The sequence below is a fragment of the Pseudomonas sp. 5P_3.1_Bac2 genome, assembly GCF_025465995.1.
Lineage (GTDB): Bacteria > Pseudomonadota > Gammaproteobacteria > Pseudomonadales > Pseudomonadaceae > Aquipseudomonas.
The window spans coordinates 437,115-463,915 of record NZ_JANLNY010000023.1 but is presented as its reverse complement, the minus strand read 5'-3'; the positions used below and the strand labels follow the sequence as shown (position 1 = coordinate 463,915).

Annotated in this window: 25 protein-coding genes and 1 pseudogene; 10 read left to right on the top strand and 16 right to left on the bottom strand. The window is 59.5% G+C overall.

Going from position 1 to position 26,801, the window contains the following annotated elements:
- Positions 1-22: 22 nt before the first annotated feature.
- The gene (locus NTD81_RS15190) at positions 23-1,144 is read right to left on the bottom strand and encodes an ABC transporter ATP-binding protein (protein ID WP_262183455.1); all 1,122 of its coding nucleotides are present in this window, start codon (positions 1,142-1,144) and stop codon (positions 23-25) included.
- 246 nt (positions 1,145-1,390) lie between these two features.
- Positions 1,391-2,587, bottom strand: coding sequence for a class I SAM-dependent rRNA methyltransferase (locus NTD81_RS15185; protein WP_262183454.1), 1,197 nt, complete (start codon positions 2,585-2,587; stop codon positions 1,391-1,393).
- Positions 2,588-2,766: 179 nt separating this feature from the next.
- Between NTD81_RS15185 and NTD81_RS15180 the strand changes: the two genes are divergently transcribed.
- The 4 genes from NTD81_RS15180 to NTD81_RS15165 all read left to right on the top strand — a co-directional run bounded on the left by NTD81_RS15180 (position 2,767) and on the right by NTD81_RS15165 (position 5,519).
- Positions 2,767-3,576, top strand: coding sequence for an HDOD domain-containing protein (locus NTD81_RS15180; RefSeq protein ID WP_262183553.1), 810 nt, complete (start codon positions 2,767-2,769; stop codon positions 3,574-3,576).
- Between the two features lie 76 nt (positions 3,577-3,652).
- Positions 3,653-4,465 (top strand): bifunctional DNA-formamidopyrimidine glycosylase/DNA-(apurinic or apyrimidinic site) lyase, encoded by an 813-nt coding sequence (gene mutM, locus NTD81_RS15175; RefSeq protein WP_262183453.1) that lies wholly within the window; start codon positions 3,653-3,655, stop codon positions 4,463-4,465.
- 64 nt (positions 4,466-4,529) lie between these two features.
- Positions 4,530-5,108 (top strand): lysophospholipid acyltransferase family protein, encoded by a 579-nt coding sequence (locus NTD81_RS15170; protein ID WP_262183452.1) that lies wholly within the window; start codon positions 4,530-4,532, stop codon positions 5,106-5,108.
- Positions 5,109-5,183: 75 nt separating this feature from the next.
- Positions 5,184-5,519: a multidrug transporter gene (locus NTD81_RS15165; RefSeq protein WP_262183451.1), complete on the top strand. Its 336-nt coding sequence runs from the start codon at positions 5,184-5,186 to the stop codon at positions 5,517-5,519.
- A 31-nt stretch (positions 5,520-5,550) separates the two neighbouring features.
- Here NTD81_RS15165 and NTD81_RS15160 read toward each other — a convergent pair.
- From NTD81_RS15160 to NTD81_RS15125, 8 genes and pseudogenes are all read right to left on the bottom strand, one after another.
- A pseudogene (locus NTD81_RS15160) lies at positions 5,551-6,169 on the bottom strand (transposase); the annotation flags it as partial.
- A gap of 306 nt (positions 6,170-6,475) precedes the next feature.
- Positions 6,476-7,456 carry an AGE family epimerase/isomerase gene (locus NTD81_RS15155; RefSeq protein WP_262183450.1) on the bottom strand — a complete coding sequence of 327 codons (981 nt, stop codon included), beginning with the start codon at positions 7,454-7,456 and terminating at the stop codon, positions 6,476-6,478.
- A gap of 309 nt (positions 7,457-7,765) precedes the next feature.
- Entirely contained in the window at positions 7,766-9,448 is a 1,683-nt protein-coding gene (gene ggt / locus NTD81_RS15150) for a gamma-glutamyltransferase (RefSeq protein WP_262183449.1), read from the bottom strand.
- Between the two features lie 119 nt (positions 9,449-9,567).
- Positions 9,568-9,819: a YfhL family 4Fe-4S dicluster ferredoxin gene (locus NTD81_RS15145; protein ID WP_262183448.1), complete on the bottom strand. Its 252-nt coding sequence runs from the start codon at positions 9,817-9,819 to the stop codon at positions 9,568-9,570.
- A gap of 120 nt (positions 9,820-9,939) precedes the next feature.
- On the bottom strand, positions 9,940-10,419 hold the full coding sequence (coaD, locus tag NTD81_RS15140; RefSeq protein WP_262183446.1) for a pantetheine-phosphate adenylyltransferase: 480 nt from the start codon (positions 10,417-10,419) through the stop codon (positions 9,940-9,942).
- Positions 10,420-10,598: 179 nt separating this feature from the next.
- Complete coding sequence (locus NTD81_RS15135) at positions 10,599-12,191, bottom strand: GMC family oxidoreductase (RefSeq protein ID WP_262183445.1); 1,593 nt, start codon at positions 12,189-12,191, stop codon at positions 10,599-10,601.
- A gap of 49 nt (positions 12,192-12,240) precedes the next feature.
- Complete coding sequence (locus NTD81_RS15130) at positions 12,241-12,786, bottom strand: twin-arginine translocation pathway signal protein (protein ID WP_262183444.1); 546 nt, start codon at positions 12,784-12,786, stop codon at positions 12,241-12,243.
- Between the two features lie 44 nt (positions 12,787-12,830).
- Positions 12,831-14,273 carry a coniferyl aldehyde dehydrogenase gene (locus tag NTD81_RS15125; protein WP_262183443.1) on the bottom strand — a complete coding sequence of 481 codons (1,443 nt, stop codon included), beginning with the start codon at positions 14,271-14,273 and terminating at the stop codon, positions 12,831-12,833.
- Between the two features lie 196 nt (positions 14,274-14,469).
- Between NTD81_RS15125 and NTD81_RS15120 the strand changes: the two genes are divergently transcribed.
- Positions 14,470-15,147 carry a TetR/AcrR family transcriptional regulator gene (locus tag NTD81_RS15120; RefSeq protein WP_262183442.1) on the top strand — a complete coding sequence of 226 codons (678 nt, stop codon included), beginning with the start codon at positions 14,470-14,472 and terminating at the stop codon, positions 15,145-15,147.
- On the opposite strand, the gene NTD81_RS15115 is transcribed toward NTD81_RS15120, so the two are convergent.
- The 5 genes from NTD81_RS15115 to NTD81_RS15095 form a co-directional block, all read right to left on the bottom strand.
- Positions 15,144-16,139, bottom strand: coding sequence for a hydrolase (locus tag NTD81_RS15115; RefSeq protein WP_262183441.1), 996 nt, complete (start codon positions 16,137-16,139; stop codon positions 15,144-15,146). The genes NTD81_RS15120 and NTD81_RS15115 overlap by 4 nt on opposite strands.
- Before the next feature lie 23 nt (positions 16,140-16,162).
- Positions 16,163-17,329, bottom strand: a complete 1,167-nt coding sequence (locus NTD81_RS15110) for a nucleotide sugar dehydrogenase (RefSeq protein WP_262183440.1) — start codon at positions 17,327-17,329, stop codon at positions 16,163-16,165.
- 130 nt (positions 17,330-17,459) lie between these two features.
- Positions 17,460-18,059, bottom strand: a complete 600-nt coding sequence (gene rsmD, locus NTD81_RS15105) for a 16S rRNA (guanine(966)-N(2))-methyltransferase RsmD (protein ID WP_262183439.1) — start codon at positions 18,057-18,059, stop codon at positions 17,460-17,462.
- Positions 18,059-19,546 (bottom strand): M16 family metallopeptidase, encoded by a 1,488-nt coding sequence (locus NTD81_RS15100; protein WP_262183438.1) that lies wholly within the window; start codon positions 19,544-19,546, stop codon positions 18,059-18,061. Before NTD81_RS15100 ends, rsmD begins: the two co-directional genes overlap by 1 nt.
- Positions 19,539-20,894: a M16 family metallopeptidase gene (locus NTD81_RS15095; protein WP_262183437.1), complete on the bottom strand. Its 1,356-nt coding sequence runs from the start codon at positions 20,892-20,894 to the stop codon at positions 19,539-19,541. The genes NTD81_RS15100 and NTD81_RS15095 overlap by 8 nt, the downstream gene beginning before the upstream one ends.
- Positions 20,895-21,099: 205 nt before the next feature.
- On the opposite strand from NTD81_RS15095, the gene ftsY reads away from it, so the two are divergent.
- From ftsY to NTD81_RS15070, 5 genes are all read left to right on the top strand, one after another.
- Positions 21,100-22,599 (top strand): signal recognition particle-docking protein FtsY, encoded by a 1,500-nt coding sequence (gene ftsY / locus NTD81_RS15090; RefSeq protein WP_262183436.1) that lies wholly within the window; start codon positions 21,100-21,102, stop codon positions 22,597-22,599.
- Between the two features lie 2 nt (positions 22,600-22,601).
- Entirely contained in the window at positions 22,602-23,273 is a 672-nt protein-coding gene (ftsE, locus tag NTD81_RS15085; RefSeq protein ID WP_262183435.1) for a cell division ATP-binding protein FtsE, read from the top strand.
- Positions 23,270-24,292, top strand: coding sequence for a permease-like cell division protein FtsX (gene ftsX, locus NTD81_RS15080; protein ID WP_262183434.1), 1,023 nt, complete (start codon positions 23,270-23,272; stop codon positions 24,290-24,292). The genes ftsE and ftsX overlap by 4 nt, the downstream gene beginning before the upstream one ends.
- 111 nt (positions 24,293-24,403) lie before the next feature.
- Complete coding sequence (gene rpoH / locus NTD81_RS15075) at positions 24,404-25,258, top strand: RNA polymerase sigma factor RpoH (RefSeq protein ID WP_262183433.1); 855 nt, start codon at positions 24,404-24,406, stop codon at positions 25,256-25,258.
- A gap of 138 nt (positions 25,259-25,396) precedes the next feature.
- The gene (locus NTD81_RS15070) at positions 25,397-26,077 is read left to right on the top strand and encodes a lysoplasmalogenase (RefSeq protein ID WP_262183432.1); all 681 of its coding nucleotides are present in this window, start codon (positions 25,397-25,399) and stop codon (positions 26,075-26,077) included.
- On the opposite strand, the gene mtgA is transcribed toward NTD81_RS15070, so the two are convergent.
- Entirely contained in the window at positions 26,074-26,799 is a 726-nt protein-coding gene (mtgA, locus tag NTD81_RS15065; RefSeq protein ID WP_262183431.1) for a monofunctional biosynthetic peptidoglycan transglycosylase, read from the bottom strand. The genes NTD81_RS15070 and mtgA overlap by 4 nt on opposite strands.
- Positions 26,800-26,801: the final 2 nt, after the last annotated feature.

Sequence of the window (26,801 nt, the reverse complement as noted above, 5' to 3'; positions counted from 1 at the left end):
GCTCCATTTCGCTGTTGTGTTTTTAATGGGTACTGCTGGGTGTGTGCGGGTGGTCCAGGGCTTGGCTGTGCTCGGCCAGCCAGGCTAAGGCGACCTCTTGTTCCGGGCTGAATTGGGGGGCGCTGCTGTCGTTCAGGTACTTGACCACCAGCTCGCTGCCGCAGGCGCTGTGGAAGTGATAGCGGATGTATTCGCCGACGTAATGGCGGGCGGCAAAGCGTGCTTGGATGCGGTTGCCTTGCACGCCGAGTTTGTCGGTGAAGGTGAGTTTTTCCGGGCGGATCGAAACCATGGTCGGCATGCCGACTTGCTCGCAGTTGGCGCGCTGCGTGCGCACCAGCTCGCCGCCTTTCAGGCGCACCTGCACGCTTTGCTCTTCGACTTGTTCGATCACCCCTTCGAGGGTGTTGCTCTCGCCGATAAAGTCGGCGACAAACAGGTTGGCCGGGCGCTCGTACAGCACATGGGGCGCGTCGCACTGCTGCACCACGCCGTTATTGAACACGGCGATGCGGTCGCTCATGGTCAGCGCTTCGGTCTGATCGTGGGTCACGTAAATCACGGTAAAACCCAACTGCTGGTGCAGGCGTTTGATCTCGAACTGCATTTGCTCGCGCAGCTTCTTATCCAGCGCGCCGAGAGGCTCGTCCATCAGCACGATATCGGGCTCGAAAATCAGCGCCCGGGCCAGGGCCACGCGCTGCCTTTGCCCGCCGGAAAGCTGCGCCGGATAACGGCCGCCAAAGGCGTCTAGTTCGATCAATTTGAGGTATTCATCGACCTTGGCGCGGATCGCCGGCTTGGCCATTTTGCGCAGTTGCAGGGGGTAGGCCAGGTTCTCGCGGATGGTCATGTGCGGGAACAGCGCGTACTGCTGAAACACCATGCCGATATTGCGCTCGTAGGGCGCGATGCTGGTGACGTTACGGCCGTTGATCAGGATCGCTCCGCTGGTGACGTCTTCAAAGCCAGCGAGCATCATCAGGCAGGTGGTTTTGCCTGAGCCAGAGGGGCCGAGCAGGGTGATGAACTCGCCCTTGGCCACGTTGAGATTGAAGTCTTTGACCACTAGGTTTTTGTGATCGTAGGTCTTCTTAACCTTGGTAAATTGCAGAAACCCTTGTGCCCCGGACAGCTCAGCCATACCTCTCCCTAGAATTCCCCAATCGGTGGTGCAAGGACAAACCCTTAAGCGTTTATCCGCGACGCTATTGCATGGCTGGATACACGCAAGCACTGTGCCAGTTGTCAGCGTGCACGGCAGAGCCCATTGCTGAGCGGTTGGGCTTTAAAGGGGGAGGCGGCGGGTGCGGCGGGAGGGACTAACTGTGGGAACAAGTAACACTGTTGGGGCAGCACCTGCCGAGCTGCACTCGGCAGGTGCGTGTGCTCAACTATTGGGCAGCAAGCGGCACGTCAGGCTCTTGATATAGCGGGTTTCGGCGATGGCCGGGTGCACCGGATGGTCCGGGCCTTGGGCGCCGCGCTCCAGCATCTGGATATTGCGATCCAGATGGCGTGCGCTGGTGAGCAGGATGTTTTGCAGATCATCCTCGGGCAGGTGCATGGAGCAGCTGGCGCTGACCAGGATGCCGTCTTTGCTGAGCAGGCGCATGGCTTGTTCGTTGAGACGCCGGTAGGCGGCCTCACCGTTTTTCAGGTCTTTTTTGCGTTTGATAAAGGCCGGCGGGTCAGCCACGATCACATCGAAGCGCTCTTCAGCGGCCTTAAGCTGCTTCAGCGCTTCAAACACATCGCCTTCGACGCAGGCGACTTTATCGGTCAGGCCGTTCAGCGCGGCGTTACGCTCGACGCCATCCAGCGCGAAGCCCGAGGCGTCTACGCACATCACGTCGCTGGCGCCAAAGGCCGCCGCTTGCACGCCCCAGCCGCCGATATAGCTGAACAGATCGAGGACACGCTTGCCCTTAACGTAGGGCGCCAGGCGCGCGCGGTTCATGCGGTGGTCGTAGAACCAGCCAGTCTTCTGGCCTTGGATCACCGGTGCTTCGAACTTCACGCCGTTCTCTTCCAGCGCGACCCACTCCGGCACCAGGCCAAAGGCGGTTTCCACATAACGGTTGAGGCCTTCGGCGTCACGCGCGGCGGAGTCGTTCTTGAGCAAGATGCCGCTCGGTTTGCACACCTGAATCAGGGCGGCGAGCACGTCGTCTTTGTGCTGCTCCATGGTCGCCGAGGCGATCTGCACCACCAGAATGTCGTGGAAGCGATCCACCACCAAACCCGGCAGCAGGTCGGAGTCGCCATACACCAAGCGGTAGCACGGTTGCTCGAACAGGCGCTCGCGCAGCGACAGGCAGACGTTGAGGCGATGCACCAACAGCGACTTGTCCAGCACGTGCTTGGTGTCGCGCGACAGCAGGCGGGCGCAGATCAGGTTGTTGGGGCTCATGGCGACCACGCCCAGCGGCTTGCCGCCGGCAGCCTCAAGAATCGCCTGGTCACCGGCATTAAAGCCGTTCAGGGGGGTGGCCGCGACGTCGATCTCGTTGCTATAGACCCACAGGTGGCCGGCGCGCAGGCGGCGATCGGCATTGGCTTTCAGGCGCAGGCTAGGCAGCGACATGCTCGGTAACTCCGGAAAAAAGAGCGAAATTATAGCGGGTTAGCCACTGACTTGGCGCGCGAACTGAGCTGAAACGGCGCGCTGAATTGGATAAACTGGCGCCTTTCATCGCCTGGTTGTCCGACATGTCTCAAGAGCTGTCTGCTGAATATATCCAGCAAGTGTTGCAGGGCATTAGCGTGCCGCCCCAACCGCAAATCATGGTGGATTTGCAAATGGAGCAGGTGATGCCCAGCCCTGATCTGAAGGCCATCGCCAAACTGATCAGCCAGGACCCAGGCTTGGCCGGCGCGTTACTGAAGTTGGTCAACTCGCCGTCCTTCGGCCTAAGCAACCGCATCGCTTCGATTCAGCAGGCAGTCAACTTGCTGGGCTGCAACACGGTGATCAACCTGATCAACGCCCAGTCGATCCGTGGCGAGCTGACCGACGAAGCCATCGTCACCCTCAACCGCTTCTGGGACAGTGCCCAGGACGTGGCCGTGGCCTGCCTGATTTTGGCCAAGCATATCGGCTACCACTCGCCGGATGAGGCCTACACCTTGGGGCTGTTCCACAACTGTGGCATCCCTTTGATGATCAAGCGCTTCCCCAACTACATGAGCGTGTTGGAGCAGGCCTACGCCGAGGCGGGTGACGAGTGCCGCGTGGTGGACACGGAAAACCGCCTGCTCAACACCAACCATGCGGTGGTCGGGTATTACACGGCGAAGTCCTGGCGTTTGCCGCTGCACCTGTGTGAGGCGATTGCCAGCCACCACAATGCCTTGGCCATCTTCGCCGATGAGTCGGGGCGTGATGCGCAGCTGAAAACCCTGCTGGCGATTTTGAAGATGGCTGAGCACGTATGCAGCAGTCACCGCGTTCTCGGCGCGCAACAGCAGGACCACGAATGGCTGTGCATTGAGCAGTTTGTGTTGGAGTACGTGGGCTTGTCCGAGTACGACTTCGAGAACCTGCGCGAAAGCATTCGCGATCAGAATCACTAAGCCTTCAGCTTGGCAGACACCGGGCCAGAACTGCTAAGGTTGGCCCTCGCTCCTTGCCCACCATTGAAGAGCCGTTATGCCTGAATTGCCAGAAGTCGAAACCACCCGCCGCGGCATCAGCCCGTACCTGATCGGCCAGCGGGTTAACCGCGTGATCGTGCGCGAGCGCCGCCTGCGCTGGCCGATCCCGGAAGACCTGGACATTCGCCTGTCCGGGCAACGCATCGAGGCCGTGGAGCGGCGCGCCAAGTACCTGCTGATCAAAGCCGAAAGCGGCAGTTTGATCAGCCATTTGGGCATGTCGGGCAGCTTGCGCCTGGTTGAGAGCGGCTCACCGGCGGCCAAGCATGAGCATGTGGATATCGAGCTGGAGTCCGGCTTGGCGCTGCGCTACACCGACCCACGGCGCTTTGGTGCGTTGTTGTGGAGCAGCGCGCCGCTGCAGCATGAACTGCTCAGCAAGCTAGGACCGGAGCCCTTGGGCGGCTTGTTTGATGGCGAGCGCCTGTACAGCATGTCCCGGGGCCGGTCGATGGCAATCAAGCCGTTTATCATGGACAACGCCGTGGTGGTCGGGGTGGGTAATATCTACGCCACCGAGGCCTTGTTTGCCGCCGGTATTGATCCGCGCCGCGAGGCCGGCAGCGTGTCTAGGGCGCGTTACCTGAAGCTCGGTGAGGAGATCAAACGCATTCTGGCGCACGCTATTGAGCGCGGCGGCACCACGCTGCGCGACTTTGTCGGCGGTGATGGGCAGCCGGGATATTTCCAGCAAGAGTTGTTTGTCTATGGGCGCGGCGGGGAGTTCTGCAAAGTCTGTGGCAGTACCCTGCGCGAAGTTAAACTGGGCCAGCGCGCCAGTGTTTATTGTGGGCGCTGTCAACGCTAAGCAAACTGCCAACAGAATAAAATGACCCGCATTAAGTGGGCGTTATAAGAATAAAGAGGTAAAGATGTCCGGTAATTATTTGCCGCGTAACCCATTGGCTGAAGGGCTCGGCCATATGGTGATGAAAATCATGGGCTGGCGCATCGAGGGGCAGTTACCTAAGGTCGATAAGTTTATTGTGATCGGCGCCCATCACACTTCTAACTGGGACTTCGTCCTGTTTATCGCCGCCAAGTTTATCTTGCGCCTTAACGCCCGTTGGTTTGGTAAACACACAATCTTTCGCTGGCCGTTTCGCGGCATCTTGCGCCGCTGGGGCGGGATCGCCATCCGCCGCGAGCGTCAAGGCAATACGGTCGATCAGGCGGTGCAAGCCTTCGCCGAGCACGAGCAGTTTGTGCTGATTTTGTCGCCGGAAGGCACCCGTAAAAAAGTCGAGCGCTGGAAGATGGGCTTCTACCATATTGCCCACCGCGCCGGTGTGCCGATTGTTTTAGGCGCTTTGGATTACTTTAATAAACGCATTGTGTTGGGCCCGGCGTTTTATCCCAGCGGGGATACCGAAGCTGATTTAAAAGAAATATTTAACTTTTACCGTGCCTTTATCCCGAAAAAGCCTGAATACGCCTTTCACGGCGATTGACGGCGATCACGCTGACAGGCCCATAAGCGCTGATATAGTTAGCGGTACTGCTGACCAATAATAAAGGACCGTCCCATGAAACTGTTTCGCTCAACCGCAGCTGTATTGGCACTCACTACTGCTGTGCTGGCCATGCCCGCCAGCGCCCAGCAAAACACTGCGGGCGGGACATTGTACGAAACGGAAACCCCGGCGGCGTTCGCCATGATCGGCGACCTGCTGATTGCCCGGCCGCTGCTGATTGCGGCGACGGTGGTGGGGGCTGGGGTGTTTGTGCTGACCCTGCCGTTTTCCGCCGGTGGCGGCAATATCGGCAAGGCCGGCCAAGCCTTGGTGGTTGAACCAGGCAAATCCGCCTTCGTGCGCTGCCTGGGCTGCACCGAAAGCGGCTATAACGTAAGCGCTCCATAACCCCCACCCGAGCAAAAGTCGGGCGGTGCGCTTAGCTCGGTGAGACCGGCGAGCAGTTCCACGGCAACAAGGCTTCGTAAGCCTCAACCGTTTGAGCTTGCGGCGTGGCGCCGCCACGCATAAGGCTCTTTGCCGTTGGCCTTGGCGGTCTCAACCACGCTGTACAGTTGAGCGCTGGCTGTGGCGCCTTTTCGGGTGTCGCTAAATAGCCAGTTTTTAAGACCGACAACCAAGGGCCGGATAGCCCGTCAGCAGTATTATTGTTGATGGGCAAGTTACCCCGCCTCGGTGTAGCGCACCAGCTTGCTCCAGTTGCTGCCCCAAGTACTCGACAGCCTTTCCCTGGGCGTCTGCGTAGTGATCTGGGGTTGGGTCTTTTCCAGCCAAGTTCGAAGTTGATTCAGCAGTGGCAGACTTTTTTGCTGACGGCCTTCGTGCTGTTGTTCATCATTGAGTTCTTTCAGATCGCGCTCAATACCGTAGAGCTTGTTGATCAGGTTCAGCGCGATATCCGTACGCCCGGTTTTGCCCTCGGTGGTACTTTTGTGTCTTCGACAAACTTACGTCGCCCAGCGGCCCATTCGCTCAACGACCGGTTGTGCGGCCAAGGCGTTGTAGTCGGTGTAAGCGACAGTCATGACATAGCCGCGACTTTGATATCCCGTTCGACCAAGGCTCAAGCCGTCGATGGATTTTCTGAAGTCCACAGGTTTGGGCTAGAGATAGACCTTTTCGACTTTGGCATCGGGTCGCATCATCAAGTGTTGGCTCCGCAGAGAGATCAGGAGCACAGCATTGACGATCAACTAAGCGTTTTGAACGTGGAGTTTATGGGGCGCTTACGCAAAATTGGGGGGGGATTACCGTGCTTACAAATAAACAGTTAATCGAAAGATGAAAATAAATAATCTAATCTCCGCGCCAATTTACTTAATCACACCTTTGTGCATCAAAATTTAAAATTGAGAAAGCTTTTTATAACACTCTATTAAGTGATACCCAGTAGTGCTCTTGTAACTAGCGCCCTCATCACCGTAAAACTCTAGAAAGCTATCGCCAATGAAGAAGCAATCAGCAAAAAAAATCATGTACTCACGATCTGCACACTGCATATTAAATGAAGCTCTGAGGTACTCGCAGCTTTGCCAAATACGTTTTCTTTCATGCAAATAATTGAGCTCGCCATCAACCAGAGGTTGAATGACGCCAACTGTCGGATTAGCCAAAATTCGAGCAGAATTAAAAAGATCAGTCAGATCGATATCAAAAAGGTCTGACAAACCATATTCAATGATTATTGATACCCACTCAAAATTATGCCCCAAGTCGTAAGCAAGAAAATCCCCGCTGTCAGCACTGATCAACTCAGCGAACAGATAGTTATTCTTATCAAAAAACAATTCTATTATACGAGAGGATAATGATTCTAAAAGGTAGCTATCTTTAACTAATCCATTGCATCTCAAGAAGCCGAGCGCCTCGACAATATGCATTGCAGAATTCAGCTCTAAACAGTCAGCCCTCGCCAAGGGAGCAAAGCAAGCATGATTAGAGTGGCGCTTATCTATAGTCGTGACAGTCGTATGAATATCCTCTTGGAGAGAAAACTCCGAAGTATTCCCTAAAGCCTTATAAAGGCGACCTTGCGCCAATGCAAGAAAGGCCAGCTCATAAGAGGATAATTGGTTTAAATATGACTCCATTAATCCATAGTGCTCTCGTATGGATCTATAGATGTCAGCAGCATAACCAATTGCGCGTTTGTCATCTTTCAGTTCAAAATAAATACTTAAAAATACAATGGCTCTGGTGTTGCATAAAAGGCGGGGTTGATTGAAAGACGTACATTTGCCATCCAGTTTCTCAGGAATTACTCCCAATCTATCATGTTCAGAAATTATTTTATCAGCAAACCGGTTAATAACAGAAGAAAACATTAGGCTCGCCCTCTTGATTAGACAAACAAAAAACTTTCTCTATTTTCATGAATATAACTCAAGCCCAATAGCACGCACACTGCAATATCTACAACCAGGGGGTCTAATACAATCTCTCCGAAAGGCAAACACAACACCCTGCTAACAATTGTCTTTGAGCATTGATTATTTTTGAATGATACACATCAATATACACATGCTCTGCTAAATACTTTATAGAGGCCTTTTGAGCGCCGAGCGATGACAAAGCGGAATATTGATCGCTTGTTGATTTTCTATACCCTGTTTCAGCAAAAATAAGGCCGCCCCTTAGCGCGGTGTCAGCGGCGTCACCACGGCAGTGCCGACGCCACGGCCATCACTGGCCGCCTGCACCTCTGCGGTGTCCTTACGCCACAGCAGCACCTGCTGATTGCCGTATGGGCGATCCGTGCTCTTGAGCTTATAGCCCATGCCCTGCAAGGCGCTGAGCTGGCTTTGGCTAAAGGCGTCGGGCTCGTACTCGAGCACATCCGGCAGGTACTGATGGTGGTAACGCTTGGCGTTGGGCCAGCGCTCAATGGGTTGGCCATCTAGGTATTCCAGCATGGCCAACAACACCATGCTGGGGATGCGGCTGCCTCCGGGGGTGCCGAAGCTGGCCAGCTGCGTAGGACTCTCAATAAAGCTCGGGCTCATGCTCGACAGCGGACGCTTGCCTGCGGCTACGTCGTTGGCCTGGCTGCCGCTTAAGCCGTAGGCGTTGCTGCCTTGCACGTCGGCGGCGAAGTCATCCATCTCATTGTTGAGCAGCACCCCGGTATTGGGCACGGTGAAGGCAGCGCCAAACGGCAGGTTAATCGACAAGGTTGCCGCCACCGCGTTGCCGTCGCGGTCGAGCACGCTGAAGTGGGTGGTGTGCTCCCCTTCGCGCCAAGGCGCCGCTGGCGGCAGGCTGCTGCTTGGGGTGGCGTGCTGGGGATCGATACTGGCGGCCAGTTGGCTCAGATAGGGTGCGGCGAGCAACTGACTGACCGGGTTAGCGATAAAGTCCGGATCACCCAGTAAGCCGCGATCACGATAGGCACGGCGCAGCACTTCGACCACCAGATGGCTGCGCTGGGCGCGCTCGGCCTCGCGCCACGGCAGTTGTTGCAGCATCAACAGGCTTTGCGCCAAGGCCACGCCGCCCGCTGAGGGCGGCGGCGCGCTGATCAGTTCGCGGCCGTCATTCAGGGCTACGCGCAGCGGTTGGCGCTCAACCACGCGATATTCGGCCAAGTCCTTGAGGGTCCAGATTCCGCCGCCAGCGCGCACGCCATCGACCAGTAATTGCGCGGTTTTGCCGGCATAGAAGCCGCTGCGGCCATACTGGCCTAAGCGCTCCAGGGTTTGCGCCAACTCCGGCTGACGCAGCAGGCTGAGTTCTGGCGGGATCTGGCCCTGATCGAGAAACAAGCGCGAGGTCTCGCCGTCGTCGCGCATCGCCGCCAGGCGCCACTCGGCACGCTCGCGATAGACCCGGTCGACACTGAAGCCATCGCGGGCCAAGCGCAGCGCCGGCGCCAATGAGTCGCGCAGCGGCAGCTTGCCGTAGTGTTCGGCTAATTCCACCAGTGCGGCTGGCAGGCCGGGGATGGCGGCGGCCAAGGCGCCATCGAGGGATAGGCGCGGGTTGATCTTGCCGTTGACCTTATACAGGTTGGCATGGGCGGCTAAGGGCGCGCGCTCGCGGGCATCGAGAAAACGGTAGGTCGGCTGCGCGCCGGTCTGGCGCAGCAGAAAGAACCCGCCGCCGCCCAATCCTGAGCTGTAAGGCTCGACCACCGCCAGGGCGGCGCTGATCGCCACCGCCGCGTCAAAGGCATTGCCGCCTAAGGCCAGGGTTTCCTCGCCGGCCACAGTGGCGGCCGGGTGGGCGCTGGCAATGGCCCCCGGGTGCTCGGCTGCCTGCAATGTGGCAGCAGCGAGCAGGGCCAGGCTGATCAGGATTAGACGGGATAGTTTCGGCATCGCTCAAATCTCTACATCGCACAGTGGGAGTAGGCTCAAGCGCAAGGCCTGGCGCATGCTGGATACGACCGGCGGGGCCAGCGGTCGGTTCAGCGGCTGCGCGGCGATAAGGCTCTAAATCAGGCTTTGCCGGTGATGATCAGGTACTTCTGCATCAGTTGATCCTTGTTCTCGACGTTGTTTTCGTCGAGGGGAATGCAGTCCACCGGGCAGACTTGCTGGCACTGCGGCTCGTCATAGTGGCCGACGCATTCGGTGCACAGATTCGGGTCGATCTCGTAGATTTCCTCGCCTTGGGAAATCGCGGCGTTAGGGCACTCGGGTTCGCAGACGTCGCAGTTAATGCAATCGTCGGTGATGATCAGGGACATGAACTTAACCACTCCTGCTGCCACCGCCCGGTAGCAGCCTCACTGCGTCGGTCGACGCATAGCAAAACAATAGGCGGCAAATTGTGCCGCAGAACAGCCGCGCATGCACGCGGCTTGCTCCTAGCGTTTGAAGCGTTCGGTCAGCGCCTCGGCCACGGCGGGATGGACGAAGTTGGAAATATCGCCGCCCAGAGCCGCTATTTCACGCACCAGGGTCGAGGAAATAAACGAGTATTTCTCTGACGGGGTGAGGAACAGGCTCTCTACTTCCGGCGCCAGCTGGCGGTTCATATTGGCCAGTTGGAATTCATATTCGAAGTCCGACACTGCGCGCAGGCCCCGCAGGAACACATTGGTGCCTTGTTCTTTGGCGAAGTGCGCGAGCAGGGTGGAAAAGCCCACAACTTCGACGTTCGGCAGGTGCTTGGTGACTTCTCGGGCCAGTTCCACGCGTTGCTCGAGGCTGAACAGAGGGTTTTTCTTCGGGCTGGCCGCAACGGCGATAACCACAGTATCGAACAGTCGCGCGGCGCGCTCGACCAAGTCACCGTGCCCCTTGGTAATGGGGTCAAAGGTTCCCGGGTATAACACTCGATTCATCGTGATGTCCTAGTGGATCGTTAGGGAGTCGGATGGTATCGCAGGGTGTTGCGCGGGGCCAAGTTTCCGTCTGACCAAGTCATTAAAAAAACCTAATTTAGGTGAATTTTCAGTGAATTCCCCTAAAACTTTTCGCCGCCTCTAGCTGACTTGCCCGAGGCGGACAGGCGGCGCCGCTTTCAGGTCTTTAGGCGCTCGGCCAATTGGCTGGCGAGCTTGGCGGTGAGGGCGTAGATCGACAGCTGTGGGTTGGCGCCGATGCTGGTGGGAAACAGCGAGCCGTCATGAATCGACAGGTTGGCCAGCTGATGATGCCGGCCAAGGCTGTCGCATACCGCTTGCTGCGGGTCTTCGCCCATGGCGCAGCCGCCCATGACGTGGGCGCTGCCGAGGCGGGTGCGGTACAGCTCCAGGCTTAGGCTGCCGATCAGGCTCTTGGCCTCGGCCAGGGTTTTCACATAACCGGCATCGCCGTGTAACGGCAGCACCGCTTTGGCACCGGCGGCGAACTGGATCTCGGCCATGGTGTGGAAGGCGCGGCGGATGCCGTCCCAGGTGTAGGCGGTCATGCTGTAGTCGAGCACTGGGCTGCCGTCGTCGCGCAGCTCCACCGTGCCTTCGGCGCTGTCGGGGTGGAAGCCATCGCGCATCAGCGCGAGCATCACGTTGGTGTGCGGCAGTTGTTCCATGCGCAGGGCGTTATCCACGCCAAAGCGGCCGAGCAGGGTGGCGGCCAAGGCCGGTTGCAGCGGCGGCACTTCGAGTTTGTAGGACATGCGCCCGGTGGTGCCGTCATCCCACTGGAAGTGATCGCTGTAGATCGACTGCGGCGCGCCGTAGAAGGGGTTGATCACCTGCTCAAATTGCGCGGCGCTGAAGTTCACCAGATGTAAAAAGGTGCGCTTGCCGGTGCGCTTGTGCGGGTCCGGCGCGGCCGAGCGCAGAAGCAAGGCCGGGGTGTTGATGCCGCCACCGGCGAGCACGTAATGCTTGGCCTTGACCGTTATCTTGCGCCCGTTCGGCGCCACGCTGCGCTCATCCATGGCCAGGCATTCAATGGCCGTGACCTGATCGCCTTGCAGCACAAGTTTTTCTGCCCGCGCCAGGTACAGCAGGGCGCCGTGATTATCCAGCATGCCGGGGATAGTGGTGACCAGCATCGACTGCTTGGCGTTGACCGGGCAGCCCATCCCGCAGTAACCGAGGTTCCAGCAGCCGCGCACATTGCGTGGGATCACATGCCAGTTGTAACCGAGCTTCTCGCAGCCCGCGCGCAGGGCATCGTTGTTGGCATTCGGCGGGATGGCCCAGGGGGCCACGCCCAAGCGCTGCTCCATTTTGTCAAACCAGGGCGCCATCTCGGCACTGCTATGACCTTTGACGCCATGCTGCGTGGCCCAGTGCTCCAGGGTAGGAGTGGGCGTGCGAAAGCTCGACGTCCAGTTGATCAGCGTGGTGCCGCCTACGGCCCGGCCCTGCATGATGGTGATGGCGCCATCCTTGCTCATGCGCCCGATGCCTTCCTGATACAGGTTGGGGTAGGCCTCGGCTTCGAGCATTTTGAAGTCGTCGCTGGTTTTCAGCGGGCCTTCTTCGATTAGCAGGACCTTGAACCCGGCGGCGCTGAGGATCTCCGCGGTGGTGCCGCCACCGGCGCCGCTGCCAACGATGGCGACATCGGCTTCCAGAGTCAGATCGGCCTCTAGCTGTGAGCCGTTATAGGTCTGCCAGCCGCGGGCGAGGCCTTGTTTGAACATATCAGGTACGGGCATGGCGCAATCTCTGGGTGGCTACAGCAGTCAGACGCTAAGGTGGGTGGGCTTAAAATTTCGGCGGGCCAGGGTAGCCACAGTGCGCCCATGATTGCGGGGCGCTGTACCAAGCCATCAACACCAGTTGCAGCAAGGCCGCATGGGCTTTGCGCAGTAAGCTGATCGAGCTGTTTTCCCAGCGTTTGAGAAAGGCCTGCATATGGGCCTCGGAAGCCTTGTGCCAATGCCCCCAGATCCCGGTCAGCGGACCGCGGGTAATCGGCATGGTCAGCAGATCAAACAGCTGCTGGGTCAGCTTGAGCATGCTCGGCGACAGGTGATTGAGGCCGTAATCGATATTCTTCAGGGTCTGCTCCACCGCTTGCGGCATCTGCGCAGGCTGCACTGCACTGCTCAGCAGCACCGGGATCAGCGCCTGCAAAAAGCCCAGGTCGCTGGCGCGCAGCGCCGCATAACCATCTTGCAGGCGGCTGTCGGAGCAGCCGCTGAGGCTGGCGGTAACGCCCACGGTGGCCAAGAAGGCACTACCGAACAGGCCGACTTTAAGCACATGGCGCCGCGACAGCTGGGCTGTCGCGCTCAAGGAGGTGGTCATAGCGGATTCGCTCTCATACGCGCTCTGCGGTGCAGGGCCGGGGCTTAACGCACGAAAAACTTATAGACCATGTTTAGCAGCCAGCCGCCATAGGGCGGGTAGATCACCTTGGCCGCGTTAAAGCGCTGTTTGATAAACACGCCCTTGGCCTTGCTGAAGGTCAAGAAACCCTCATGCCCGTGGTAATGGCCCATGCCCGAGGGGCCGACGCCACCGAACGGCATATCGTCCTGGGCCACATGCAGCAGGGTGTCGTTGATGCACACGCCGCCCGAGTGGCTGTGAGTCAGCACATGCTGCTGCTCGGCCTTGTCGTAGCCAAAGTAGTACAGCGCCAGGGGCCGGTCGCGCTCGCGGACAAAGCTCAGGGCTTGCTCCAGGCTGTCGTAAGGAATGATCGGCAGCAGCGGGCCGAAGATTTCCTCCTGCATCACCTTCATCTCATTGCTGACATTCAGCAGCAGGGCGTGGGGCATGCGCCGGCCCTGGCCCTCGGCAAACAGCGGGATGACTTCGGCGCCTTTGTCCTGGGCGTCGGCCACATAGCTGTTCAACCGCTGCAGCTGGCGCTCGTTGATGATCGCGGTGTAGTCCGGGTTGTCGGTGAGTTTCGGGAAGAAAGTGGCGACAGCCTGGCGATAAGCTTCGACGAAACCCATCACGCGGTCTTTGGGCACCAGCACGTAGTCCGGGGCTACGCAGGTTTGTCCGGCGTTAAGGGTTTTGCCGAAGGCGATGCGTTCGGCGGCGTCGGCCAGAGGCACGCTGGCGCTGACGATGGCCGGCGACTTGCCGCCCAGTTCAAGCGTTACCGGCGTCAGGTTATCCGCTGCGGCGCGCATGACATGCCGGCCAATGCTGGTGGCGCCGGTGAACAGCAGGTGATCGAAGGGCAGCTTGGAGAAGGCCACGCCGACATCAGCCTCGCCTTGCACCACGCTGACTAAGTCTTCCGGGAAAATGGTCGCCAGCAGGTCTTTCAGCACCTGGGTGGTGGTCGGGGTCGACTCGCTCATCTTGATCATCACCCGGTTGCCGGCGGCCAGCGCCCCGGTCAGCGGGCCAATGGCGAGAAACAGCGGGTAGTTCCACGGCACGATCACGCCCACCACGCCCAGCGGCTGATAGATGACCTTGGCCGCAGCGGGCATAAACTGCACGCCGACTTTGCGCCGCGAGGGCTTCATCCATTTTTTCAGGCGCTTAGTCGCGTAGTGAATGCCGTGTAGGCTCGGCAGCAACTCGGCCAGCAGGGTTTCATCGGCGCTGCGGTTGCTGAAGTCCTGATTGATCGCCTTGATCAGGCTGTCGCGCTCGTTGCTCAGCAGCTCGGCCAAGCTCTTGAGCCAGCGGATGCGCTGCTCGGCGGCAGGCATTGGGTTAGCATTAAAGGCCTGGCGCTGCACAGCGAAGGTGCTGTGCATGTGGCTGAGTTGCGCTTGGCTGTTGTGCAGACTTTGTTCTAATTGGGCGACTTCGGCGACCATTTGTGCTGCTCCTCGGCATTCCAGCAAAACCGTGCTTCAACGGTTGAAACCCGGTGAAAGGATGTCTGGATTTTTAGAGTAAATACTCTAATGTGTCAATTGTCTGACCGTGGCCGTTGGGCAGCTTGCTTATCCGGGACTTGGCTTGCCGCTACGGACGGTTGGCCTGCCGCTTGGCTAGTGAATTTGAGGTGTTATGAGTGCTGTGTTGAAAACCCGTGATCGGATCATCCAGGACAGCCTGGCGCTGTTTAATGCTCAGGGTGAGCGGGCCGTGACCACTAACCATATCGCCGCCCACTTGGGGATCTCGCCGGGCAATCTGTATTACCACTTCCGCAATAAGCAGGCGATCATCGCCGAGCTGTTCGACCAGTACGAAGCTCAGGTGGACAGCTTCCTGCGCCGCCCCAGTGGGCGCCCACTGACGGTGGACGATAAAACCTTCTATCTCGAGGCGCTGCTCGCTGCCATGTGGCACTACCGCTTTTTGCACCGTGACCTAGAGCATTTGCTCGACAGCGACGTGCAATTGGCCCAGCGCTACCGGCTGTTTTCGCAGCGCTGTCTGGAGCGTGCGCAGGATATTTATCAGGGCTTTGTCGAGGCCGGCATCCTGCTAATGAGCCCGGCGCAGATTGAGGCGTTGACCCTTAACAGCTGGATCATCATGACCAGCTGGGTACGCTTTTTATGCACTGCGCGTGGCGATGCCAGCGACCTTAGTCAGGCCATGCTGCGCCGGGGGATTTACCAGGTGCTGGCGCTGGAGGGCGGTTATATCGCTGCACCAGCGCGGGCGGCAGTGGAGGCGCTCTACGCCCGCCTGCATGTGCCGCTGGAGCAGGTGCTGGGGCCCAAGAGCCAAGGCTAAGTCCGGGCCTGATCCAGCTGGCTCAACCAGGCGGGAATACGCCGCTCTAGGTAATAACCGGTTTGCCCGGAACGGCCTTCGATAAAGCCGACATGGCCGCCCTTGGCGTGCAACTCCAGCTGCACCTGGGCGGACAGCTCATGGGCTTCGGGCAGGCTGTGGCGGAACACGAAAGGATCGTCAGCGGCCTGAATCATCAAGGTTGGCGTGGCAATGTCTTTAAGGAAGAAGCGGCTTGAGGCGCGCTGATAATAGTCGTGGGCATCGGCGTAGCCATGCAGCGGTGCGGTGAAGCGTCCGTCAAAATCCCAGAAGGTGCGCATGCCCTTGGTTGAGCCCAGCTCGCGCAGGGTCGCGGCGTGCTGTGGGTAACCTTGTTGCTGGAAGTAATCCTGCTTGAGCTGCACATAGGCACCCAGCTCGCGCATAAAGTGCGCTTGATAGAGCTTGGAAAACCCCTGACCGATGCGCTGCGCGCAGTGATCCAAACGAAACGGCACCGACACCGCCACCGCGCCCTGCAACTGGCTGGCGGCACCTTGCTCGCCTAGATACTTAAGCAGCACGTTGCCGCCCAGCGAATAGCCCACGCCATACAGGGCCGCCTGTGGCCGTGTGCGGCGCAGATGACGGACCACCTGCAACACATCGGCGCTGACGCCGGAGTGATAACCCTGGGGCAATAGATTCGGCTCGCCGGAGCAGCCGCGCCAATTCAAGGCCACGCTGGACCAGCCGCGTTGGCCCAGCTGGTGTTGCAGGCCGAGCACGTAATGCGAGCTCGATGACCCGGTCAGGCCGTGCAGCACCAGCACCAACGGCCTGTCTGCATGCTGCGGGCCATGCCAGTCCAGATCGAGAAAGTCGCCGTCGTCCAGCCACAGGCGCTCACGCTGGCGGGTCAGACTCGGTGGCTTGCGCCACAGTGAACCCCACAGGGTTTGCAGGTGTGGGTTGGCCAGCCACCAAGGGGCGCGATAGGGATCAGACATGCAGAGGGCACTTGCGTAAGGGGTTAATCACAGCCAAATACGTCGCGGCTGTAAATCTTCGCGCTGACATCCGAAAGCTGTGCGCAGCGCCGATTGCACAGGATGATATCCGCCTGCGCCTTAAACTGGGCAAGATCATTCAGCACCTGGACAGCGGCATATTCAGCGCCCGTCCAGTTGGGTTCATAAATCAGCACGCGGATGCCGTGCTCGACCAACTGCTGCATCACCCCTTGAATGCTGGCAGCGCGGAAATTATCCGAACCGCTTTTCATGATCAGTCGGTAGATCCCCACCACCTGCGGCTTCTGCGCGATGATCTGCGCAGCAATAAAACTTTGCCGCACCGGGTTGGCGGCGACTATGGCGCTGATCAAGCGTTGCGGCACTCCAGCAAAGTTAGCCAGAAGCTGCTGGGTGTCTTTCGGCAGGCAGTAGCCGCCATAGCCAAAGGAGGGGTTTTGATAGTGCTGACCGATCCGTGGGTCGAGGCCTACGCCCTGAATAATCTGCGCGCTATCGAGGCCGTGGTGGATGGCGTAGCTGTCCAGCTCATTGAAAAACGCCACGCGCATGGCCAGGTAAGCATTGGCAAACAGCTTGATCGACTCGGCCTCGCCGGCGTCGGTGAGCAGCACCGGGAAATTGCGATCCAGGCTTGCGTTTAACAGCACTTGAGCGAACTTTGCCGCCCGTGTCGAGCGCTCACCGATAATGATCCGCGTTGGCCGCAGGGCATCCTCAAGGGCGCGGCCTTCGCGGAGAAACTCCGGGGCAAAGAGGATTTGGCTGCAGCCGAACTGTTGTTTGACCCGCTCGGTATAGCCCAACGGCACGGTGGACTTGATGACGATCAGCGCCTGCGGATTGAGGCGCAGCACATCCTTGATCACCGCCTCAATCGAGCGGGTATCGAAGGTGTTGCTGTGTGGGTTGTAATCCGAGGGCGTGGCGATCAGCACATAGCTGGCGCCGCTATAGGCGTCTTGCGCATCGAGGGTGGCGCGCAGATTAAGGGAGCGCTGGCTGAGATAGTCCTGTAACAGGCTGTCGCTGATCGGCGCCTGGCCCTGGTTGAGCGCCGTGACCTTGGCCGGGTTGATGTCCAGTGCCACCACTTCGTGCTGCTGGGCCAGTAACACCGCGTTAGCCAAACCCACGTAGCCCATGCCGGCTACGGCGATCTTCATGGCTTCAGCCCAGGCGCTAGGCGCCAATGGATGCTCAGTGCCGACATAACGCCCCCTAAGATTTGCGCCGATGTTGGGCAAACCTTAAGAGGCACTTATGACGCTTAGGCTACAGGGTTGGCTGCTGGGCTTAGCCGCGCTGCCACAGCGAGTAATGCACCTGGCCTGTGTGTTTCTCCCGGTGCAGGCGCCAGTTGCCGGGCAGGCCGAGGGTCGAAGGCGCGGTTTCGCTTTCGCAGTAGATCCACGCCCGCTCTGTCAGCCAGCCGTGACTTTCCAGCAGGGTGCAAGCTGGCGCGAGCAAGTCCTGATGAAACGGCGGGTCGAGGAACACCAGATCAAAGGCGCTGCTGGCCGGCTGTTGCAGATGGGCCAGGGTATCCACTTGCTGCACCTGACCGGCGTGGCAATTGAGCAGGCTCAGATGGCCGCGCAAGGCGGCCACCGACTGCGGGTTTAAATCCAGCGCCAGGGCCTGTTCGGCGCCGCGCGACAGCGCTTCTAAAAACAGCGCGCCGCTACCGGCGAAGCAGTCCAGCACCTTGGCGCCTTCAACATAGGGCGCGAGCCAGTTAAACAGCGTCTCGCGCACTCGATCAGGCGTCGGCCGCAGGCCCGGGCCGTCGGGAAAGCTAAAGCGCCGTGAACGCCACTGCCCAGCGATGATGCGCAACTGGCCAGTGCCGCCATGGACGCCGGCTTTGGCCGGCGCGGTGGATCTTTTACTCATTAATGCTCCGGTACGGCAGAAGGCTCTTGGACTGGGCGCTCAGTGGGCGGCGGCAGCGGTTGCTGCGCCACGGTCGGGCCAACGCTGACCACCACCAGAGCGTCAGGGTCGAGGTGCTTGGCCATGGCGGCCTTCACTTGCGCAGCGCTCAGAGCCTGGATTTGCGCCATAAAGTCTTCGAGGTAATTCAGCGGCAGGCCGTAGAACGCCATGGAGCCGAGTTGGCCAACAATCGCCGAGTTATTTGCCGTGCTCAGCGGATAGCTGCCGGCGATCTCGCGTTTGGCGTCGTTGATTTCCTTCTCAGTCGGGCCGTTTTTGATGAAGTCAGCCAGCAGATCCTTCACCAGTTGCAAGGTGCCGCTGCTCAGTTCGGCGCGGGTTTGCAGGCTGATGGTAAACGGACCCTTGGCCTGCATGGTGCTAAAGCCAGAGTACACGCCGTAGGTCAGTCCGCGCTTCTCGCGCACTTCGGTCATCAAGCGGGTACCGAAACCGCCACCGCCGAAGATCTGGTTGCCCAGGTACAGCGCCGCATTGTCCGGATCACGGCGATCAATGCCCAATTCGGCAATCATCAGGTGAGTCTGCTTGGAAGGAAACTCAATGTGCTGCTCGCCGGCTTGCGGCGCCTGCGGTTGCGCAACTGGCGCCAGGCCTGGGCCTTGCGGCAGGGCACTGGAGACCTGCGCGGCCAGGGCTTCGGCATCGGCGCGGGAAAGGTCGCCAACCAGCGCGATCACCGCGTTGCCAGCGGCATAAGCCTTGGCGTGGAAGGCTTGCAGTTGTTCGCGAGTGATTGCGCTGATCGACTCGGGCGTGCCGTCACTCGGATGCGCATAGGGATGCTCGCCGTAGAGCCGTTCAAACAGGGCGCGGCTGCCGATTTTGCCGGGGTTTTGTTTGTCGTACTCAAAGCCGGCCAGCAGCTGGTTTTTGATCCGCAGCAGCGAGTCTTCAGGGAAGCTTGGCTGGCCCAGCACTTGGCTGAACAGCGCCATGGCCGGCTCGCGTTGTTCGCGCGCACTTAAGCTGCGCAGGCTGGCGATGGCCATGTCGCGGTACGAACCATTACCGAACTCGGCGCCTAGGTCTTCAAAGCCGGCAGCGATGGCGCCGACGTCTTTACCGGGGATGCCTTCGTTAAGCATGGCGTTGGTTAAGGTCGCCAGGCCCGGGGCGTCGCCATCACGGCTGCTGCCGGCGGCGAAGGTCAGTTGCAGGTCGAACATCGGCAGCTCGTGGGCTTCGACGAACATGACCTTGGCGCCTTCAGCGGTTTGCCAGGTTTGGATATTCAGGCTGCGCTGGGCAGGGGCTTGTTTATCCAGCTCGGTTAATGACTGCAAACCCTGAGTCGCTGCGGGCGCAGCGGCCGCGCGCTGTGGCGCCAGCACCGGGTTTTGTTGCAGCAGGGCTAGGGCGCCGAGAATCAGCACCACAGCCAAGACGAGCAGGGCGTAGCGCAGGGATGTACGCTCACTCATGGCGGCTCTCCTCAGGCAGAACGTGGGCGACGGTTAAGCGCTCGCGGGTGAAAAAGGTTTTTGCGGCTTGCTGAATATCAGCCGGAGTCACCGCTTCGAGCTCGGCCAATTCCTGATCGACCAGCTTCCACGACAAGCCCACCGACTCCAATTGGCCGATAGCATTGGCCTGGCTGGAAATCGAGTCGCGCTCGTAGACCAGGCCGGCGATCACTTGCGCACGCACGCGGGCTAGTTCTTGCGGCGTGGGCGGGCTGTCCTTAAGTTTTGTCAGCTCGCGCCACAGGCCGGCTTCGACTTGCTCAAGGGTTTTACCGGTTTGGATATTCGGGCTGGCGGACAGGATAAACAGGCTGTCGCCACGGGGCGTGTTGTCGTACCAAGCCGAGGCGCCGGAGACCAACTCCTCGCCGCGTTCCAGATGGGACGCCAGACGGGCGCTATAGCCGCCATCGAGCAGGGCGGAAATCAAACGCAGCGCATGCACTTGGCGCGGCTCTTTAGCCGTGGCCAGGCCGGGCACGTTAAAGCCCATCATCAGGCTTGGCAGTTGTGTCTGCACATGCAGCGTCAGGCGGCGCTCGCCGGGCTCAGCCAGCTCCAGCGGGACTTTGGCGCTGGGCAGGGGGCGCTTGGGAATGGCGGCGAAATAGCGCTGGGCCAGCGCTTTGACCTCGCTGGCGCTGACATCGCCGACCACCACCAACGTGGCGTTATTCGGTGCATACCAGTTGTGGTACCAGGCGCGCAGCTCATCGATGCTCATGCGATCCAGGTCAGCCATCCAACCAATAGTCGGCGTGTGATAGCCGCTGGCAGGGTAGGCCAGGGCTTTAAAGCGCTCGTAGGCCAAGGCGTTGGGCTTGTCGTCGGTGCGCAGGCGCCGCTCTTCCTTGATCACTTCGATTTCTTTGGCGAACTCATCGGCCGGCAACTTCAGGGTGGCCATGCGATCCGCTTCCAGCTCCAGCGCTATCGGCAGGCGATCGCGGGCCAGCACTTGGTAATAGGCGGTGTAGTCATCGCTGGTAAAGGCGTTCTCTTGCGCGCCTAGGTCACGCAGGATGCGCGAGGCTTCACCGGGGCCGACCTTGCTACTGCCTTTGAACATCATGTGTTCAAGGGCGTGGGACAAGCCGGTCTGGCCCGGCGTCTCGTAGCTGGAGCCAACCTTGTACCAAACTTGGGAGACCACCACCGGGGCGCGGTGGTCTTCGCGCACTATGACTTTAAGGCCGTTATCGAGGCTAAATTCGTGGGTCGGTTGGGGTTCGGCAGCGCTGGCCAGCAGTGGCCAACTGAACACGCCAAGCAGCAGCGCGGTAGTGCGATGGGCAAATTTGTGCATGAGTTATCGACCTGTCGGACGGGCCCGCTTGGTCTTAGCGTCGGCGGGCGCGGAGGTGCTAGGATACGCATCCGTTTTACTGGCGGCCACGCCTGCTAAGGTTTCAGATAATTTCGCGCACCGTTCGTATCTCGCGAGCGTTGGGAGCGGCGTTAAATTTGAGGCTAGCACTTGGCGTGACGCACATTTGAGATAGCCACCCTACATGTTTGGTTCCAACGACGATAAAAAGACTGAAAACCCCTCTGCGCCTGACTCTGCGCCTAATTCAGGGGGCAAAGTCGAGGAAAAAACCGCGCCGAAAAAAGGTTTGTTTAGTTGGTTCAGGCGCGGTTCAGCTGCGGCCACCGACGTGCCGCCAGTTGCTGCCGTTGAAACCACTCCGGCAGAGCCGGCCACTCCTGCGCCAAGTGCCGTGGAAGAGGCTGCGCCAAGCCCCATCAGCGAGCCTGCATCTGTTCAGTCTGTTCAGCCCATTGCGGACGCAGTAGATGTGGCTGTCGCCAGCGTCGAGACAGCCGCTGTCGAGCCCGTGCCGCCGCAGGCGGAAACTGCGCCGGTAGCCTTTGCTCGCGACGTTGCGGAGTCTGAGCTTGCCCCAGTACCGACACTAGCACCCGCCCTCGATGTCGAGGTTGCGTCTGCGGTTATCAGCGCCGAGCCTGCACCTGCACCTGCACCTGCACCTGCACCTGCACCTGTCGCGCTGCCTGAGCCTGAGCCTGAGCCGGTTGCGGTCGAGCCAATCCCGGCCGTTGAGACAAAAAAGGTCGAAGAGCCGCGTCTGGGCTTTTTCGAACGCCTGAAAAAAGGCCTGTCGAAGACCAGTGCCAGTCTCGGCGAAGGCATGGCCAGCCTGTTCCTTGGCAAAAAAGCTATCGACGATGATCTGCTCGAAGAGCTGGAGACCCGCCTGCTCACCGCCGACGTCGGCGTCGAAGCGACCACCGCGATTGTGCAAAACCTGACCAAACGCGTCGCCCGTAAAGAGCTGGCCGACAGCGGTGCGCTGTACAAAGCCCTGCAGGATGAATTGACCGCGTTGCTCAAGCCCGTCGAGCAACCGCTGCTGATCGACAGCAGCAAGCAGCCCTATGTGATCTTGGTGGTCGGCGTGAACGGCGCCGGTAAAACCACCACCATTGGCAAGCTGGCGAAGAAGCTGCAGCAAGAAGGCAAGAAAGTCATGCTCGCCGCCGGCGATACCTTCCGCGCCGCTGCCGTTGAGCAATTACAGGTGTGGGGCGAGCGCAACCAGATCGCGGTGATCGCCCAGCACACGGGCGCCGACTCCGCGTCGGTGATCTTCGACGCCGTACAGGCAGCCAAGGCCCGTGGCGTGGATGTGTTGATCGCCGACACAGCAGGGCGTCTGCATACCAAAGATAATCTGATGGAAGAGCTGAAAAAGGTCCGTCGGGTCATCGGCAAGCTGGATGAAACCGCACCCCACGAAGTGTTGCTGGTGCTGGATGCCGGCACCGGGCAAAACGCGATTAACCAGGCCAAGCAGTTCAACCAAACCGTGAACCTCAGCGGTTTGGCGCTGACCAAGCTGGACGGCACGGCCAAAGGCGGGGTGATCTTCGCCCTGGCCAAGCAGTTTGCTTTGCCGATTCGTTACGTTGGCGTAGGCGAAGGTATTGATGACCTGCGCACCTTTGAAGCTGAAGCCTTTGTGCAGGCGCTGTTCGCGGAGAAATAGCGATGATTAGGTTCGAGCAGGTTGGTAAGCGTTACCCCAACGGCCACGTTGGGCTGCACGAGCTGAGTTTTCGCGTGCGCCGCGGCGAGTTCTTGTTTGTCACCGGTCACTCGGGGGCGGGCAAAAGTACTCTGTTGCGTTTGTTGCTGGCGATGGAGCGGCCCACCAGCGGCAAGCTGCTGCTGGCCGGGCAAGACTTAGGGCAGATCACCAATGCGCAGATTCCTTATCTGCGCCGGCAAATCGGTGTGGTGTTCCAGAATCACCAACTGCTGTTTGATCGCAGCGTGTTCGACAACGTCGCCTTGCCGTTGCAAATCCTGGGTTTGTCCAAGGATGAGATCGGCAAGCGGGTAGCCAGTGCGCTGGAACGCGTGTCGCTGTCGGACAAAGCCGTGCAGTTCCCCGGCGATCTTTCCACCGGCCAGCAACAGCGGGTCGGTATCGCTCGCGCCATCGTCCATCAGCCGGCCTTGCTGCTGGCCGACGAACCCACAGGTAACCTCGACCCGCGCTTAGCCGCTGAGATCATGGGTGTGTTTGAAGACATCAATCGTTTGGGCACCAGTGTGCTGATCGCCAGCCACGACTTGGCCCTGATCGCGCGCATGCGTCACCGCATGCTGACCCTGCAACGTGGTCGCCTAATTGGCGACGGGGAGGCCGGGGTATGAGTGCAACCCGTATGCCGCCACCGCAACCCGCGCAACGCGTGGGGGCTGCGCCGAAAAAAGAAGACCTGCCGACGACTGATCCGCAAGCCGGGCCAGACTTCCGCTCGCAACTGGCGGCGTGGGTCGAAAGTCACCGCGCCAGTCTGCTCGATGGCCTGCGGCGCCTGTTCAAACAGCCGATTGGCAGCTTTTTCACCTGCCTGGTGATGGCTGTGGCGTTGAGCCTGCCCATGGGCTTGTCGTTGTTGCTGGATAACATTCAGCGCTTAGGCGTGTCGTGGCAGAGCGCGGCGCAGATCTCCCTGTATATGCAGATCGACGCCAGTGACCGCCAAGGCGAGGAGCTGCGCGCGCAGATCGCCAAGATGCCGGATGTCGCTGAAGCCCAGTGGATCAGCCGCGAGCAGGCCCTGGCCGAGTTTCAGCAGCAGTCCGGCTTAGGCGAGGCGCTCAAAGAGCTGCCGAGCAACCCGCTGCCGGGTGTGGTGGTGGTGACGCCTAAAGAAGTCGATAAAGACGCCCTGGAGGCCCTGCGTGGCCGTCTGGCTGAGCTGCCTAAGGTGCAGCAGGCGCAGTTGGACTTGCTCTGGGTCGAGCGCCTAAGCGCCATGCTTAAATTGGGTGATCGCTTTGTGTTCGGCTTGGCCTTGCTGCTGATTTCGGCCCTGCTGCTGGTCATCGGCAACACCATTCGTCTGCACATCGAGAACCGTCGCATTGAAATTGAAGTCATTAAGCTAGTCGGTGGTACCGACAGCTACGTGCGCCGCCCGTTTCTTTATATGGGCACCCTCTATGGTTTAGGCGCCGGCTTGTTGGCTTGGGGCTTACTGGCCTATGGGTTGAACTGGCTGAACGATGCTGTGGTACGGTTATCCGGTTTATACGGCAGTGACTTTGGTTTGGCCGGTGTCCCTTTACCTGACGCGCTATCTTTGGTTTGCGGCGCGGTATTGCTTGGTTACATTGGCGCTTGGCTGGCGGTCGCCAGACACTTGAGAGAGTTGGCGCCCCGGTAGTAAGTTATTGTTTTGGTTAATTTTGACTATGCACACTGGAACTAGTATCAACGTACAAAGTCCTATTTCCCGGTGCTAGACTGCGACACGATTTGTAAGTCGGAGGGTTATATGTCCACTTCTTTGCAACCTGTTCATGCTCTGGTTCCAGGCGCCAACCTGGAGGCTTATGTGCATGCGGTAAACGGCATCGCGCTGTTGACCCCAGAGCAGGAGCGTGAGCTGGCTGAAAGTCTCTTTTACAAGCAGGATCTGGAAGCCGCCCGGCAAATGGTGCTGGCTCACCTGCGTTTTGTGGTGCACATCGCCCGTAGTTATTCCGGTTATGGTCTGGCTCAGGCTGACCTGATCCAAGAGGGCAATGTCGGTTTGATGAAGGCGGTTAAGCGCTTTAACCCAGAAATGGGCGTGCGCCTGGTGTCCTTCGCTGTGCACTGGATTCGTGCGGAGATTCACGAGTTCATCCTGCGCAACTGGCGCATCGTTAAAGTGGCCACCACCAAGGCCCAGCGTAAGCTGTTCTTTAACCTGCGCAGCCAGAAGAAGCGTCTGGCTTGGTTGAACAACGATGAAGTGCATGCCGTCGCCGAAAGTTTGGGCGTAGAGCCCCATGAAGTGCGTGAGATGGAAAGCCGCTTGACTGGCCAAGACATGGCCTTTGACCCAGCGGCTGAAGCCGACGACGACAGCGCCTTCCAGTCGCCTGCGCATTACTTGGAAGACCACCGCTACGACCCGGCCCTGCAGTTGGAAGACTCGGACTGGACCGACAGTTCCTCGGCTAATTTGCATGAAGCCTTGGAAGGTCTGGATGAGCGTAGTCGCGACATCCTTTACCAGCGCTGGTTGGCTGAGGAAAAGGCGACGCTGCATGACCTGGCGGCCAAGTACAACGTGTCCGCTGAGCGTATCCGGCAGTTGGAAAAGAACGCGATGAACAAGCTCAAGGGCTCCATCGCCGCCTAACTGGTTGTGAACGTCTTGAAAAACCGCACTTAGGTGCGGTTTTTTTATGCTCAGGATTTACCTCCTTAAGGGCTTGAGCTTATTGGGACAGTCGTTCATCTTTGCCCCATAACAATTAATAAAAATAGTGGAGCGCCTATGTCTGTCGTGCACGCCCGTCTGTATGGCTTGGCCTTAGTGTTGGGGATCGCTTACATCCTGCTGATCGAACTGCAGCCCTATCCCTTGAGCTGGCTGCTAAAGCTGGCACCGATGCTGATCTATGCCGTGCTGGTCTGGCGGGTGATTCCGGGGGCGGCGGGGCGCTGGCTGGCGGCGGGGTATGTGGCGGCAGCGGCGGGCGACTTCTTCCTCGATTATGGCAACCGCGATGGCTTGTTCCGCCAGGCGCTGATCTCGTTCTTGCTCAATCAGCTGGCCTTTGTCGTCGGCTTTAACTTGCTCGGCCGTGGACGTTCCTGGCGCTGGCTGTGGAGCTTGCCAGTATTGGCTTACAGCGTGTTGCTGGCGCTGTGGATGGTGCCGGCGGCGCTCGGTTTGCAGGTGCCGGTGGCGATCTATCTGGGCTGTTTGCTGTTGATGGCTGTGAGTGCGGCGCGCGTCGAGCATAGTCCTGGGCCGTTGTGGGCCGGCGCAATGCTGTTTGTATTGGCGGACTCACTGATCGGCCTGAACAAGTTTGTGTATCCGTTCGAGCACGCGGTGCTGGTGATTGTCAGCCTGTACTTTAGCGGCCAGTCGCTGATTGCCTATGGCTTACTGCGCCTGGACCGCACTGCAGCGCGAGGCGCCCCAGGTACTGTGGATACGTTGGCTTAGGACTTATCGGCGAAGCTAAAACTGGCGCCCTTAAGCTGATTTAAATAATGGCTGCCGCCTAGTTGTCGCGATTGCTGGCGAATCCAGCTGGCCCGGCGCTGGATATAGGTGTTGGGCTTGCCCGCGCTCCAGCGCAGTGGGTTGGGCAGTACGGCTGCCAGCTGGCTGGCTTGCTGGTTATTCAGGTACGGCGCGCCCACGCCGAAGTGGTGTTTGGCGGCGGCTTCGGCGCCAAATACGCCATCGCCCCATTCGACGCTATTGAGGTACATCTCAAGGATCCGCTGTTTGGGCCACATCAGCTCGATCAGCCCGGTAAACCAGGCCTCAAGCCCCTTGCGCAGCCAGCTGCGGCCTGACCAGAGAAACAGGTTCTTCGCCACTTGCTGACTTAAGGTGCTGGCGCCGCGCAGGTTGCCGCCTTGCTGGTTGTGGGCCATGGCCGCTTTGATCGCGGCGAAATCGAAGCCCCAGTGCTCGGCAAACTTCTGATCCTCGCCGGCGATAACCGCCATCTTCAGGCTGTCTGGCAGCTCTTGCCAGGGCCGCCAGGTGCGCTGCAAGTCAATCGGCTCGCCGCTAAACCAGGACTCGACTTTGCGCTCGATCATCAGGGCGGTAAACGGCGGCGCCACCCAGCGCATTAACAGCACCAGCAAGATGGAGGCGAGGGCGAACCAGGCCAGGGCTCGGCCCAGGCGGCGTGCGACGTTGAACAGCATGC

Bases quoted from the DNA above. Each gene is read 5' to 3' on its own strand.
- mtgA (WP_262183431.1), bottom strand. From the start codon at position 26,799: ATGCTGTTCAACGTCGCACGCCGCCTGGGCCGAGCCCTGGCCTGGTTC.
- NTD81_RS15155 (WP_262183450.1), bottom strand. From the start codon at position 7,456: ATGTTTTCTTCTGTTATTAACCGGTTTGCTGATAAAATAATTTCTGAA.
- mutM (WP_262183453.1), top strand. From the start codon at position 3,653: ATGCCTGAATTGCCAGAAGTCGAAACCACCCGCCGCGGCATCAGCCCG.
- NTD81_RS15095 (WP_262183437.1), bottom strand. From the start codon at position 20,894: ATGCACAAATTTGCCCATCGCACTACCGCGCTGCTGCTTGGCGTGTTC.
- NTD81_RS15185 (WP_262183454.1), bottom strand. From the start codon at position 2,587: ATGTCGCTGCCTAGCCTGCGCCTGAAAGCCAATGCCGATCGCCGCCTG.
- NTD81_RS15110 (WP_262183440.1), bottom strand. From the start codon at position 17,329: ATGAAGATCGCCGTAGCCGGCATGGGCTACGTGGGTTTGGCTAACGCG.
- NTD81_RS15125 (WP_262183443.1), bottom strand. From the start codon at position 14,273: ATGGTCGCCGAAGTCGCCCAATTAGAACAAAGTCTGCACAACAGCCAA.
- NTD81_RS15130 (WP_262183444.1), bottom strand. From the start codon at position 12,786: ATGACCACCTCCTTGAGCGCGACAGCCCAGCTGTCGCGGCGCCATGTG.
- NTD81_RS15190 (WP_262183455.1), bottom strand. From the start codon at position 1,144: ATGGCTGAGCTGTCCGGGGCACAAGGGTTTCTGCAATTTACCAAGGTT.
- NTD81_RS15070 (WP_262183432.1), top strand. From the start codon at position 25,397: ATGTCTGTCGTGCACGCCCGTCTGTATGGCTTGGCCTTAGTGTTGGGG.
- NTD81_RS15165 (WP_262183451.1), top strand. From the start codon at position 5,184: ATGAAACTGTTTCGCTCAACCGCAGCTGTATTGGCACTCACTACTGCT.
- NTD81_RS15170 (WP_262183452.1), top strand. From the start codon at position 4,530: ATGTCCGGTAATTATTTGCCGCGTAACCCATTGGCTGAAGGGCTCGGC.
- rsmD (WP_262183439.1), bottom strand. From the start codon at position 18,059: ATGAGTAAAAGATCCACCGCGCCGGCCAAAGCCGGCGTCCATGGCGGC.
- coaD (WP_262183446.1), bottom strand. From the start codon at position 10,419: ATGAATCGAGTGTTATACCCGGGAACCTTTGACCCCATTACCAAGGGG.
- NTD81_RS15100 (WP_262183438.1), bottom strand. From the start codon at position 19,546: ATGAGTGAGCGTACATCCCTGCGCTACGCCCTGCTCGTCTTGGCTGTG.
- ftsX (WP_262183434.1), top strand. From the start codon at position 23,270: ATGAGTGCAACCCGTATGCCGCCACCGCAACCCGCGCAACGCGTGGGG.
- NTD81_RS15120 (WP_262183442.1), top strand. From the start codon at position 14,470: ATGAGTGCTGTGTTGAAAACCCGTGATCGGATCATCCAGGACAGCCTG.
- rpoH (WP_262183433.1), top strand. From the start codon at position 24,404: ATGTCCACTTCTTTGCAACCTGTTCATGCTCTGGTTCCAGGCGCCAAC.
- ggt (WP_262183449.1), bottom strand. From the start codon at position 9,448: ATGCCGAAACTATCCCGTCTAATCCTGATCAGCCTGGCCCTGCTCGCT.
- ftsE (WP_262183435.1), top strand. From the start codon at position 22,602: ATGATTAGGTTCGAGCAGGTTGGTAAGCGTTACCCCAACGGCCACGTT.
- NTD81_RS15135 (WP_262183445.1), bottom strand. From the start codon at position 12,191: ATGCCCGTACCTGATATGTTCAAACAAGGCCTCGCCCGCGGCTGGCAG.
- NTD81_RS15115 (WP_262183441.1), bottom strand. From the start codon at position 16,139: ATGTCTGATCCCTATCGCGCCCCTTGGTGGCTGGCCAACCCACACCTG.
- NTD81_RS15145 (WP_262183448.1), bottom strand. From the start codon at position 9,819: ATGTCCCTGATCATCACCGACGATTGCATTAACTGCGACGTCTGCGAA.
- ftsY (WP_262183436.1), top strand. From the start codon at position 21,100: ATGTTTGGTTCCAACGACGATAAAAAGACTGAAAACCCCTCTGCGCCT.